General features: G+C 47.2%; 9 protein-coding genes. All 9 read left to right on the top strand.

Annotation, left to right across the window (positions count from 1 at the left end; translation table 11 throughout):
* Window positions 1-108: 108 nt before the first annotated feature.
* The gene (locus tag QP775_RS17860; RefSeq protein WP_239329832.1) at window positions 109-1137 is read left to right on the top strand and encodes a carbohydrate-binding family 9-like protein; all 1029 of its coding nucleotides are present in this window, start codon (window positions 109-111) and stop codon (window positions 1135-1137) included.
* A 42-nt stretch (window positions 1138-1179) separates the two neighbouring features.
* A complete protein-coding gene (locus tag QP775_RS17855; protein WP_285108095.1) occupies window positions 1180-3762 on the top strand; it encodes a transglutaminase-like domain-containing protein in 2583 nt (860 codons plus the stop codon).
* Window positions 3763-3874: 112 nt separating this feature from the next.
* Window positions 3875-4879: a UV DNA damage repair endonuclease UvsE gene (gene uvsE, locus QP775_RS17850; RefSeq protein ID WP_239329317.1), complete on the top strand. Its 1005-nt coding sequence runs from the start codon at window positions 3875-3877 to the stop codon at window positions 4877-4879.
* A gap of 228 nt (window positions 4880-5107) precedes the next feature.
* Window positions 5108-5878, top strand: a complete 771-nt coding sequence (gene fabI / locus QP775_RS17845) for an enoyl-ACP reductase FabI (RefSeq protein WP_028544622.1) — start codon at window positions 5108-5110, stop codon at window positions 5876-5878.
* 170 nt (window positions 5879-6048) lie between these two features.
* On the top strand, window positions 6049-6873 hold the full coding sequence (locus QP775_RS17840; protein ID WP_239329316.1) for a sulfite exporter TauE/SafE family protein: 825 nt from the start codon (window positions 6049-6051) through the stop codon (window positions 6871-6873).
* A 104-nt stretch (window positions 6874-6977) separates the two neighbouring features.
* Window positions 6978-7835, top strand: a complete 858-nt coding sequence (locus tag QP775_RS17835; protein ID WP_239329830.1) for an inositol monophosphatase family protein — start codon at window positions 6978-6980, stop codon at window positions 7833-7835.
* A 322-nt stretch (window positions 7836-8157) separates the two neighbouring features.
* Entirely contained in the window at window positions 8158-8529 is a 372-nt protein-coding gene (locus QP775_RS25790) for a hypothetical protein (protein WP_350338985.1), read from the top strand.
* 371 nt (window positions 8530-8900) lie between these two features.
* The gene (locus QP775_RS17825) at window positions 8901-10622 is read left to right on the top strand and encodes a fatty acyl-AMP ligase (RefSeq protein ID WP_285108092.1); all 1722 of its coding nucleotides are present in this window, start codon (window positions 8901-8903) and stop codon (window positions 10620-10622) included.
* A 6-nt stretch (window positions 10623-10628) separates the two neighbouring features.
* Window positions 10629-13994 carry a type I polyketide synthase gene (locus QP775_RS17820; protein WP_285108090.1) on the top strand — a complete coding sequence of 1122 codons (3366 nt, stop codon included), beginning with the start codon at window positions 10629-10631 and terminating at the stop codon, window positions 13992-13994.
* Window positions 13995-14020: the final 26 nt, after the last annotated feature.

Here is a 14020-nt window from a genome sequence, read left to right as displayed (position 1 = left end):
TCTAGTACGATCATCAGCAGAGAAGCAGAGAAGCAGAGAGGCAGAGAAGTTGATGTACAAGGTAACCCGTGCCTTATTAATCAGGAGGAGATGAAAGTTAAGATGACGATAAACAGAAGCAATGTGCCAGAACCTGCTATCGGTGATTATTGCCCCCAGCATTATATATGCAAGCGCGCGCGCGAGCCGCTTGTACTTGACGGTCGTCTGGATAAGTCTTTCTGGGAAACAGCAGATTGGACGAGTGATTTTGTAGATATCGAGGGTGATCTTAAGCCGCTTCCAACCAAGCGAACACGACTGAAAATGCTCTGGGACGATCAATATTTTTACTTTGGTGCTGAAATGGAGGAAGAACAGATCTGGGCCACGCTAACAGAGCGGGACTCTGTTATTTTCCATGACAACGACTTTGAAATCTTTATCGATCCTGACGGTGATACGCACAATTACTATGAATTTGAGATTAATGCCTTAAATACGGTATGGGATCTGCTGCTCCCGAAGCCTTATCGGGACGGGGGCCCGCCCATTAATGGTTGGGATATTAAAGGGCTGCAGACAGCAGTCCATATTGATGGTGAATTAAACAATCCGCATGCGGCTAACCGGAAATGGAGCGTGGAGGTTGCAATGCCATGGAGCTCTTTGAAAGAATGCGCAGCAGAAGGTCGCATGCCTAGAAACGGCGAGTATTGGCGTGTTAATTTCTCGCGGGTAGAATGGCACGTTGATGTTGTAGAGGGGCAATATGTCAAGAGACGTCACCTGGATAGCGGGCGCGCGTTGTCAGAAGAGAACTGGGTGTGGAGCCCGATGGGTATTGTGAACATGCATTATCCGGAACTATGGGGCTATGTTTTGTTTACAGAGGACGCAGACGCATCATTTGAGCTTCCAGATGATGAACTGTCGAAATGGCAGCTGCGAAAAATATACTATCGGCAGCGTGATTATTATGAACGTTATGGCCGATTCTGCGAGGACCTATTGACTCTTCAGCAGGACGAACAATGGTTTGAATCTGGCACCTTCAAACTTTCTACAACAGGGGGACTATTTGAGGCTTCGGTACCGTCAACAGATGGACGCACCAGGTTGTATATTCGAGAAGACGGCAAGACATGGCGAGAATGACAGATTGAAAATACATCTAGACTGGCGAAGGGTGGAATGGGGATGAATACGGCCGTAACATACGGGATTGATCAGATGGTGTTGGAACAGAAGTTGGCGATCAAAATGGAATGGGCGCAGCATCGGAGACAAGCGCTGTTTGGCATCTTGGATCATCATTTGACAGAAGAAGAGACAATATTGCTGAAAGTGTTATATGCCTACATGCCGTTAAATGATCTAGCAGACTATGATGGTGCTTTCTTCCTGGATCATGTGCGGCAAGCTTTGAAGGTCCGTGAAGAGCTGCCGTGGGGGAGCACGATACCAGATTCGATATTTCTGAACTTTGTATTGCCGTATCGTGTGAACAATGAAAATATCGATGATAGCCGAAAGGTCATTTATGGAGAGTTGGCAGAACGTGTAAGGGGGTTGTCTATGTATGACGCCATCTTGGAAACCAATTACTGGTGCCATGAGCGGGCGACTTATATCGGTACCGACATGAGAACGGTGTCGCCGCTTACCCTTATGCGTACAGCGCTTGGGCGCTGCGGCGAACAATCTACATTGGCTGTGGCAGCACTGCGCAGCATCGGTATTCCCGCTCGCCAATGTTACACGCCTAGATGGGCACATTGCGATTCCAACCATGCCTGGGTGGAAGCTTGGGCGGATGGCCGATGGCATTTCCTAGGCGCCTGTGAGCCAGAGCCTAAGCTGGACGAAGGCTGGTTCCGTTCGCCGTCCAGACGGGCCATGCTTGTGAACACACGAGTATCGGCTGATTATAACGGTCCCGAAGAAATATGTTCCGATCATCCGTGGTATGCCGAGATCAACATGTTGGACAACTATGCGCCAGTGAAGCAGATTACGGTGCAAGTGGTGAATGCAAAGGGGGCTCCGGTTGAAGCTGAGGTACATTTCCAGCTTTACAACTATGCGGAGTTTTATTCTATTGTGACTAAGAAGACCAATGCTGCTGGTCAAGTGACCTTGAAGACAGGTCTTGGCGACCTTCTGCTGCACGTCCGCAATGAGCAGGGATTTGGTGTCCGGAAAATCAGTGTAACGGACACGGATACGTTTGAAGTTAAACTGCATGCTTCGACAGAACAGATGTTGGTTCAGGAATGGAGCATGGTTCCGCCTCCAGTGACAACGGATATGGAGGAATGCGTCGTATCAGAAGAGGCCAAGCGTCGGCACGAGGCACGTGTCAAAGAAGGTACCGCCATTCGTGCAGCATTCGAGGGCACATTTTATTCAGAGCAGCAGGCGGCGGCACTGGCTCAGCAGCTTGGGTTGGCGGCTGATCGGGTGTGGGTGGTATTGGAGAAGGCAAAGGGAAACAGTGGGCAGATTGCGGCATTCCTACTGCAAGAGTGTCCGCGATACGGCGATCTTCCGTTAAGATTGCTGGAATCGCTGCGGGATAAAGATCTGGCAGATACGTGCCAATCGACGTTAGCTGATCATTTGTACAGTGCTGCAGCGTATGCTGATCAGGGAGTTCCTGCCGGGCTGTTTGATCCCTATGTGTTATGCCCGCGTATCCATTTCGAGATGATTGCTCCTTACAGAGAACAACTCCTTCAGTCGTTATCTGAAGTGGAGCGTCATGAGTATATATCTGATCCACAATTACTTATTACACATATTAAGGATAGTATATTGATCGTGCAGGATGTAGACCGCTACACGGGGATGATGACTCCAGCTGGTGTTCATCGTATGAAGGTAACTGATCGAATGAGCCGCGAAATTTACTTTGTGGCGATGGCAAGATCACTAGGTATCCCGGCAAGACTAGAACCGCTTAATTTGAGTGCTCAATATTGGCTGAACGAACAATGGCAGGAGGCTCGATTTGAGACTGTGCATGCCCCATTGGAGACGAGCATGCCTGCAAGAAGTTCGATAGTTTTTGTAGCGGCGGAACAACACGCCGAGTTGGCAGCCTACCAGCAGACGTTTACGATTGCTCGCTTGGAAGATGGTATGTACCGTACCTTGTCGATTCCCTTTGGGGAGAAAGATGTATACGGCAAGCCCTATGAGGTGTTAAGCGGAAGCTACCGCGTGACGACAGGTACACGATTAAGTGATGGTACCGTGCTTGTACGCTGCAGCTACTTCACAGTTAAGCCAAATGAGACGGTGCATACAACGCTTATTTTCAGACAAGAAAACGAATCTGTTCCTGTACTAGGCGAGGTGTCAGAGGACACAATTACTTGTATCTCAGCTGGAGTAATGACAGAGCTACCACAAGCGGGTATCATACTGGCTTGGCTCGATCCTGAACGGGAACCTTCCAAGCATTTACTGCGGGAGATGAGAGAGTTGCAGTTGGAGCTTGATAGCTGCGGCAGTGCTGTTCTGCTGCTGGCTCGTAACGAGGAAGCAGTTTCCAGCATTGCAATGAAAGGACTTCCTGCCGCAGCCACGGCTATACGGGACTCATCCTACGAGGGGCTGAAATTAATTCAAGAAGATATTAGGATGATAAAGGGAAGCGAGTTCCCAATTGTCGTTGTTCTAGATGCGAAGCGGCATCTTCGTTATGTGTCGGAGGGGTACAAACTGGGAATCAGTACCGAGATTGTAAAAACAGTTCGGAACATGAAAATAGAATAGTACGAAGAAAGCCGACTCTGGCTATTCATACAGGCAGCTCCTTTCGGGCAATATAGAACATAAATCCCAACATCATTCACTTTAAATATTGCCGGAAGGAGCTTGCCCTTTTATGCTGGTCCGCCTTGGTTACGTGGCTATGTCCATGACTGTCGCTAATAGTTCTCCCTCCCGTACCATGACCTATGCTTCATTCAGCAAGCTTGATGACCACGAAGCGGCAATTCGCAGGTTAGAGCGTGTCGCAGAAGAAAATCTGAACAATACACTGCGATTGTTGAAGCACAACAAGGCGCACGATATTAAGTGCTATCGCTTTTCCTCCAAGCTAATTCCACTTGCAACTCACGAGGCGCTGCTTCAGGTGTGGGACCCGTTCCCTGTTTTAAAGGAGTCATTCTTGGCAATTGGCGATTATGTGAAGAAGCACCAGATGCGTGTATCGTTCCATCCTGATCATTTTACCGTATTAAGCACCCCGCGAGAGGATGTGCTTGTTAAGTCTATACGTGATCTTCAGCACCACCTGCACATGCTGGAGGCAATGGGACTCGATGCACGTGCTAAAAATAACATCCACATTGGCGGGGCTTACGGGGACAAACCTTCTGCAGCTGAGCGATTTGTCCATAACTTTGAGTCGCTGCCAGACAAGATCAAGTGCAGAATGACGCTGGAGAATGACGATAAGACGTTTAACGCAATGGAAACACTTGCCGTATGTAACCGCCTGCAAGTTCCAATGGTGCTAGATATTCATCACCATTGGGTGAACAACGACGGCGAGCATGCAGCGGAGTTGTGGCCTGACATTCTGAAAACGTGGTCCACCCGGAATGCCCAAATGGATGCTGTATCAAGTGATCCATTACCGCCCAAAATTCATGTATCCAGTCCGAAAAGCGAGAAGGACATACGTGGGCATGCGGATTTTGTCGAGGTAGGGCCACTCCTTGATTTTCTGCGACGCATAGCTCCCTTTACGGAACGTTTGGACGTTATGATTGAGGCCAAACAGAAGGATGAGGCGTTATTCCAACTGATGCGTGAACTGTTATCTTATACTAATGAGGGCGTTACTTATGTAGATCAGGCAAGCGTGATTGTTGACGGTTAATGCCTGATGGGGTCAAAAATTTAAATAGGCTTCGTTATCAGGAGCTAATATTAAGATCTGGTACTAAAAATTTGCTCAAATGATGTAAAATGCGCCTCGATTGACTTGAAAATCATCGTAAAATACGTTACGTTGGACAAAGAGTGCAAACCGTTATCATGCCTGAACATTGCTGTACAAGTAGTGGCACCCGACATGATTAAGGCGGTAAGAGGAGGATTTTATAACATGACTCAAGTATTAGCAGGTAAAAATATTGTGGTCATGGGCGTAGCAAATGATCGCAGCATCGCGTGGGCGATTGCGCAATCACTTGCCGCCCAGGGCGCTAGATTGGCATTTACATACGAGAGCGAGCGCGTTGAAGGACGCGTACGCAAGCTTGCAGAGACTATCCCGAATTCGGTCATTTTACCGTGTAACGTTACGGTTGATGAAGAGATCGATACGTTGGCTGCCCAACTCAAAGAAGAGTTTGGCACGCTTCACGGTCTCGTGCACAGCATTGCATTTGCGAAGACGGAAGAATTAACAGGGTTGTATGCAGACACGTCTCGCGCTGGCTTTGCGCTTGCTCAAGACATCAGCGCATACTCGCTTGTGGCAGTGTCTAAGCGTTTGTACCCGCTTATGACTGAAGGCGGCAGCATCATGACGATGACTTACCTCGGCGCAGAGCGTGCGATGAAGAACTACAACGTTATGGGTGTAGCCAAAGCTGCGCTGGAAGCATCCGTGCGTTACCTGGCGAATGACCTTGGCCAGTTTAACGTTCGTGTAAATGCAATCTCAGCTGGCCCGATCCGCACACTGGCTGCCAAAGGCATCTCCGACTTCAACTCTATCTTGCGTGATGTGGAGGAGAAAGCGCCGCTTCGTCGTACGACAGAGACAGCCGAAGTGGGTGATACAGCGATGTTCCTCATGAGTCATTGGTCACGTGGTATTACTGGTGAAGTCATTTACGTAGATGGCGGCTTTAATATCGTAGGTGTATAATTTTCCATCGTTCGCTATATCGTAAGATAGAGGCGACATCCGTACGTCAATCGTCCGCCTTGCGGCACAAGTGCGCTCCAGCAGCGTCATTTGGGCAAGGCGGATTTTTGCGTAAGATAAGCGCTACTACCTCTTAGATTACACTTCATATGTGAAAGGTTGAACATGAAATGGAGATAACGATCTTGCTTCTGGCCATAATCGGGCTCGCGGCTGCGACATTTGGCAGTATCGTTGGACTTGGTGGAGGTATTATACTGGTTCCAGGTCTTATTTATTTAGGGCCGCTCATGTTAGGCAAGACGATTGACGCTCAAGTGGCGGTAGCAACGTCACTTGCAGTGCTCATTTTTACTTCCTTATCCTCGACGCTTGCGTATCGGAAGGTCAAGCGTGTGGATTGGCGGAGTGGAATCATTTATTTTATTACAAGCGGTCCAGCATCGATGCTGGGCGCGGCTCTGACCCAACAGTTCAAGAATCAGTCCTTTGAGCTGGCATTTGGCTTCTTTATGCTTGCTATGGCGATCTTGATGGTGATGAAGGACAAGATGAAGCCGCTTAACATCCGTTGGAGCCAGACCAAGCAGTTCACGGATGGTGCGGGTGTTACGTCTGAATATGGTCAGCATGTATGGGTGATGCTGCTCATAGGCTTTATGGTTGGTCTCGTATCCGGTCTGTTTGGCATCGGAGGCGGTTCATTATTTGTCCCGCTTATGGTGTTATTGTTCCGTTATCCTGCTCATGTGGCGACAGCGACTTCCATGTTTGTCATCTTCCTCAGTTCAATTCTTGGTACGACAGTACACGCCTGGAACGGATCCGTCGACTGGCTGCTTGTAGCTATTTTGGCACCGAGCGCATGGATTGGCGGCAAGCTGGGGGCGATGATTGCCAACAAAATGTCGGGAAAAGGACTACTGTTGCTTCTGCGTTTAACCTTGCTTATTCTTTCCATACGCATGATAGTCAGTGGCTTACTGGCCGGATGATTCATTTCATAACCGATAGGGCAAAGGGATGAAACTTCGCTAACACGATGGCGTATATTTGAATAAGGGTGTGTCACTTTATTACAGAAAGTAGTGTGAAGTCATTGCGCAATGAAGAGAAAATTCCGTATGTGGTGACGGGCAAAAGCTTTACCGCGGTTGCAGTTAACTGTGCAGCTAAAGCGGGAGAGTGGATTAAGAGCAGACTAGGACAATTTAAGAAGTTGAGTATAAAGTCATCTATGCATGACCTTGTCACCGAAGTAGATAAAGGCGCGGAAGTCATGATCCGGAAGTTGATTATGACCCATTTTCCGCATCATGAAATACTGGGCGAAGAAAGCGTAGAGCCTGGCCGAGACGCCTCTCAACGTGCATTGGAACAAGCACAGAAGGCCGAATACTTATGGATTATTGACCCGCTTGACGGCACGACCAATTTTGTTCATGGGTTTCCTTATTTCTCGGTGTCGATTGCGCTTGCCCATAAAGGTGAAGTAATTGTAGGAGTTGTGTATGATCCGATTAGAGACGAGCTATTCGTTGCGGAAAAAGGCAAAGGTGCTTACGTACATGGCGCTCCGATGGAAGTCGCCAAGGAGACCGAGCTTTCTGACAGCTTGATTGCCTCAGGCTTCCCGACGGAACGTGAACGGGCGCTGCCATTGAATCTGGCAGGTATTCAGGCGTTGGCACCGCAGGTGCGCAACATTCGCACGTCCGGATCAGCTGCTCTTCATATGGCCTATGTGGCTGCGGGACGACTGACAGGCTTTTGGGAGCTGAACCTGAATGCGTGGGACTTAGCAGCAGGCAGCTTACTGATTGCCGAATCCGGCGGTCGTCTGACGGATACGCATGGTAATCCATATCATTTAGCTGTTCGTGACATTGTAGGTACAAATGGACATATTCATGATGCCATGATTCATGTGCTTAAGGAAGCCAAGGCACAAGGATAACTGGAGCTTGTCTAAGCATGTTGTAAAGTAAATGCAAGTTAACATGACAAGAAGTGACTATAGGCAGTAACAGGTGAACTTCTAATTAATTGCAATCATTTGGCGTCATAAGAGTTAGCATGTTAACAAGAGCAACAAGCGGGGATCGTATCGGTGTTAGGGCATATAATGCCGCGATCCATCGAATATGTACGAGCTTCGTTTGCAGGTATTACTCGTACCAGACACTTGCAGCAAGCCCTGAGCATGATCAATTCCGAGAGGTATTGGTCATGCTTTTGTATATTATGGAGCATCTTAATAGGTGTAAGGAGGCTGTGTCATGAGGAATGAAAAGGAAATGCACAATGCAGCGATAACGGACGATGCCGCATCGAACGATATACAAGTTGGACAAGAACAAGAGCAACAAGAACAACAAGATGGGTCGCTTAAGGAGCTGGAAGCACAGCTAGAGGCGCTTCTGACGGCAGGGGAGATGGAGACGGAGGAGATGGAAGAGGCTGCTCGAAAATGTGTAATTCCACGCACGGAGATCCGTATTCAGACTGAGCTGGACCCGATCGTAGAGGAGACAAGACGCTTCCGGAGTATCGCCAAGGAAGTGGATAATCGTTACGATTTATACTTAAAGAGAGTACACGCTGACTTAGCACCGAGTGATCATATAACAAAAGAGGATCGGCCGAAGTAGTATTTGTATGAAAAGGAAGAAACATTTTTTAAACCCGATACAATTATCCTGAAAGGGGAGTTGGACTGCCGGTACGTTTAGATTTGGTTTGCATCAAGGAAAGAAGATGGTGCGGCCTGAAGGCGGGATGTAACCATTTACAAAATATTAGTTAGGCTTGTACTTTAATTTTATGGAAGGCGATTGACATCAACTATATTTGGGAGTATATTACAGTAAACCGAAGCGCATGTAGTTATGTCAATTTAGAAATCTTCTCTAATCGAGGTGATGATTATATCATTTACAAGCAAGGCTCATGCGTGAATAAGCTTTATAACCGTACATTTGTAAATTTAATATTTTAGTTACTTAAGGTAGGAGGTATAAGATTGTATCGGAACTTACCTGAAGTGTTAAACGAGACGGCGCACCATTATCCGGAACGCAAAGCTTTTATTTATTTAAAAGACGGAGAGATGGAAAGCGTCAGTTGTACCTACCGAGAATTGCTGCTCCAATCTCAAGCGCTCGCTGGCTACTTCCAGTATTTAGGTTTGGAAGGGGAGAGGATTATGATTCTTTTGCCTAGTGGAATTGATTATATTATTTCTTTCTTAGCAAGTCTTTACGCCAAAGCTATACCCATCCCAGTCTACCCTCCAAGCAAGTCTCGCAATGCAGAACGTATTGCAGCTATTTATGCAGACAGCACGCCTGCTCTAATTATCACACCAACTCCTCAAGATGCAGATAAACTTCCATCATCTATGCAAGCTGCCCACATCATTCAACTTAACGACATTATGAGTTGCAACCACCTGTTTTACAAACATACGGAATCCATCCCTAGCGAAGATATTGCATTTTTGCAGTACACATCAGGTTCTACCAGCAGTCCGAAAGGTGTTATGGTAAGCCATCGCAATCTACATCATAATTTTGCTATGATGCAGCAGCGGTTTGAACACGCTGCCAATACCATTATGGCAACTTGGTTGCCGATATATCATGACATGGGTTTAATTGGTAACGTACTGCAAAATATTTATAACGGCGGGACTTGCTACTTGATGTCACCGTTGGATTTTATACAGAAACCCATTAGATGGCTGCGGGCCATCAGCAAGTTCGGTGTGACTTTTAGTGGCGGTCCTGATTTTGCCTACCGATTATGTATCCAGAAAATATCGCAAGAGGAAAAAGCAGCATTGGATTTAAGCTCATGGACAAATGCTTTTAATGGCGCAGAACCCGTCCGTGCAGAGACAATCCGTCAATTTGTAGATCAATTCGGCGTATGTGGCTTTCAAGAACAAGCCATGATGCCCAGCTATGGATTGGCGGAGGGCACCTTATGTGTAACTGTAGGGTCAAGATTAGCATCACCAAACCTGCTGCTTCTTAATGACAAAGCGATGCAGAAGCATCAGGTTCTCCTTGAAGACAATACTGGACCGGGAACCCGCTTATTAGTAGGCTGTGGACAGATAAGTGCTCACCAACAAATTAAGATTGTTGAACCTTTTACCAAAGTAGAACATACCGAGGGAGAAATAGGAGAAATATGGATTAAGGGGGATAGTGTTGCCCAAGGTTATTGGGGTGCACCTGTCGCGAGTGCTGATACGTTTGCTGCTTGCTTGTCTGACACTGGAGGGGGACCCTATTTACGGACAGGGGACCTTGGTTTTATTCATGAAGGCGAGCTATTTATAACAGGCAGATTAAAAGATCTCATCATTATACGAGGACAGAATTACTACCCTCAGGATATTGAGCAAATAGCAGCTGGCTGTCATTCGGAAATTAACGCAGCCAGTACAGCGGCTTTCTCGATTGACGTACAAGGGAAGGAAGAACTCGTTATATTGTGTGAAATGAACCGTGAGTTCAAACATGTGATCCAGCGTAAACAACTTGATCTCGCTGCTAGCCTGAACGACATTGCTCAGAACATTCAGATGAAAATTAATGAACAATTCCAACTACATGCTCACGATATTAAGATCGTAAAGCCTTTACATATTCCGAAAACATCCAGTAATAAAATTCAACGCCACAAATGCAAGCAAATGTATCTCAGTGGAAGCTTAATCGCATGGGGTGGTTAATCGAACATGGATCATAATAATTATCAACATATTCGTGATTGGTTCATTCAAAAGATTGCGGGAATAAAGCGCTATCCACACCATGATGTCGACCCAGAGCGGCCCTTTTCTTACTACGGTCTTGACTCGCAGGAACTCGTTGTTTTATCTGGGGAGCTGGAGAATTGGATCAAACAAAAAGTAGATCCTACCTTGTTTTGGGATTACCCCTCTATCGATGCGGTGGCTCGATATTACGCTTATGGTAGTCTTTCCCACCATTTAGAGAGACAAGAGAATAGGAGGTTCCATAGAGAGGGAGGGGACATAGCTGTTATTGGTATGGGCTGCAGGTTTCCAGCTGCGAACAGCATAGCAGAATACTGGCATAATTTAAAAACTGGATTGGATTGTATTCGTGAAATACCGACCACGCGATCTCCTCATTTTACACAGGAGGGTATCTGCTACGCCGGTATGGTGGACGATATTGAACAGTTTGACAATGATGCTTTCTGCATATCTCCACGAGAAGCAGAGGAGATGGACCCCCAGCAACGACTGCTGCTAGAAGTAGTCTCGGAGGCTTTGGAGGATGCAGGAATTACAAATGAGCATCTTAGCGGCTCTAGAACGGGCGTGTTTATAGGGATCTCCAGCAATGATTATGGCAACAGCAAATTGTCGGACATCCATAAGAGCAGCATTTATAGAGTAACAGGCAATTCCACATGTATAGCTGCAAATCGAATCTCTTATATTTGGAATCTACGGGGACCCAGTATGGCAGTGGATACGGCTTGCTCTTCTTCATTAGTAGCCATCCATCTCGCATGTCAGAGCCTGAAGACAGGGGAATCCGAGCTTGCTATTGCAGGCGGGGTTAACGTCATTCTGAATCCGGCCATTAGCAAGGCTTTTTTTGAGGCAGGTATGCTAGCGCCTGATGGCAAATGCAAAACATTTGATGCACAGGCGAATGGTTATGTACGTGGAGAAGGAGCAGGAGCGATTATTTTAAAGCCGCTGTCTGCGGCTATTCGCGACAAGGATAGAATCTATGCGGTTATTAGAGGAAGTGCTGTAAACCAGGATGGATTAAGCAATGGGCTAACTGCACCTAGCATGCAAGCTCAGGAAGATGTGCTTAAGGAAGCCTATCGTATTGCAGGAGTCCAGTCAGAGCATATCAACTATATTGAGGCGCACGGGACAGGAACAGCTCTTGGTGATCCGATTGAAGTGCAGGTGTTAGGAAGAGTACTATCGATTAATCGCTCTGTACGGGACAAGTGCTATTTAGGGTCTGTCAAAAGTAATATTGGGCATTTGGAGGCCGCTGCAGGCATAGCTGGATTTATTAAAACGGTGCTCTGCTTAACGAACAAGGAGTGGGTTCCACATTTAAATTTTCAAAGTCCTAATCCTTATATTTCATTTCAGGATATGCCGCTTCAAGTTGTAAGAGAGAGAATCCCATGGTCGGCACAGGAGAAGCCTGCTTTAGCAGGGGTCAGTTCCTTTGGCTTCGGTGGTACGAACGCGCATGTTGTGCTTCAGCAGTATGATCTGAACACGATCAAATCCGAGAGGATAGAGGAAGCTTCTCTCTACGTCTTGCCGTTGTCGGCGAACACGCGGGATGGATTAATGCGATTAAATGTAGAGATGAGAAACTATCTGCTCGATCATTCATCAGTCAGGCTGAACGATATTTGCTATACAGCACAGCAGAGAAGGACGCATCGTTTGTGGCGTACAGCGGCTATCGGAGGCAGCACGTCAGAATTAATCGAAGACCTTGGACGTTCAGATTTAAATGGAACCCCATTAGATGCCTCAAAGCTCGCTTTTGTTTTTTCAGGACAAGGGGGCCAGTGGTCAGGCATGGGACGTCAGTTGTTTAATAATGAAAATGTGTTCAAACAATCATTTTTATCATGTGATGCCATCTGGATTCCATACGCAGGCTGGTCCCTTGAGGAGGAGTTGTTTCGCGGTCATGAAGACAACTGGAGCGATCGCACGGACGTTGCGCAGCCGCTGGTATTTGCCGTACAAGTATCGCTTGTTGCGTTATGGAGCAGCTGGGGGATTGAACCCAAAGCGGTAATTGGACACAGCCTCGGGGAGATAGCCGCGTATTGTACGGCAGGTGTCCTTACATTAGAGGATGCGCTGTGGATCGTATACTGGCGCAGCACGCTTATGCAGACTACAGCAGGGCAAGGTGCAACGGCCTCGGTTCACAGCACGCAGTGTGACCAGCAACAGCTGCTGGCGCAATATCCTGGCCTGTCTGTAGCTGCGGTAAATGGTCCTGCTTCTTTTGTTATAGCGGGGGAGAAGCAGGAAGTAGAACACTGTCTGCAAGCGCTGCCTGCTGCCAACAAGACACGGATGCTGTCACATGTATATGGTTTTCATAGCAAACAAATGGATTCCTTGTGTGCACTGTTGCAGGCTCAGCTTGCATCAGTCAAACATCGTTTATCACGCTTGCGCCTTTATTCTACGGTTACAGGCCGCGCAGACAACGGCTTGCGTACAAATGCAGGGCATTGGTCCAGCAATATGCGAGATCCGGTTTTGTTTTGTGATGCGGTCACGTTGGCGCAGCAGGATGGATATGAAATCTTCGTGGAAATTGGTCCTCATCCTGTATTAATCCCACATGTCGGGGAGATCACCAACGATAATCTTAAGGCAGGGCTTTCCCTGCATTCTATGAAAAAAAACGAAGAGCGAATGACGATGCTGCGGAGTGCGATGACATTATATGAGCACGGTATTTCATTAAATTGGGATAACATCGGAAATTCTGGTGAATGCGTTTTCATTCCAACACGACCGTGGGAGAAAAAACGATTATGGACAGATTCGCCTGAGGTGTTTCCGCTCGAGACAACTGAGAATGGAGCCGGATTAGAGTTGGTTCTATCTGCTGAGGATTCGAAGGACAATGCACGGGTACAGTCCATTTTGGGGGCGCTGCATGAGCAAGACGAAGTTTTGCCGTTATTGGAGCAGCATTTGCAGCAACTGTTTGCCGATACGTTAAAAATTGTTCCGGCAGACAGCTTGGCCCTTGATCAGTCGTTGATTGGACTCGGCATGGACTCGATTATGGCTCTGCAGCTCAAGCACAAACTAGATCGGCAATTTCATGTATCTATTCCGTTGTTTCATTTTGTAGAAGGAGCAACCACCCGTCAGGCAGCTGTACACATATGGCATATTTTGCAGGAAACACAGCATCAGTCTGTACGTGAGGAATCGCTGCTCGACAACTTATTGCAGTCAGATAGTGTGGAGCATGATTTAGGTACGTTATCGGATGAGGAAATGGATCGTTTGCTGCACCTATTATTAGAGAAAGGCACAGAATCGTAATGTCAGGAAGCCTTAGACAGGAGTAG

The sequence above is a fragment of the Paenibacillus sp. UMB4589-SE434 genome, assembly GCF_030226685.1.
Taxonomy (GTDB): domain Bacteria; phylum Bacillota; class Bacilli; order Paenibacillales; family Paenibacillaceae; genus Paenibacillus_B.
Note: the sequence above shows the minus strand (reverse complement) of the source record. Positions and strands in the feature narration are given on the sequence as shown.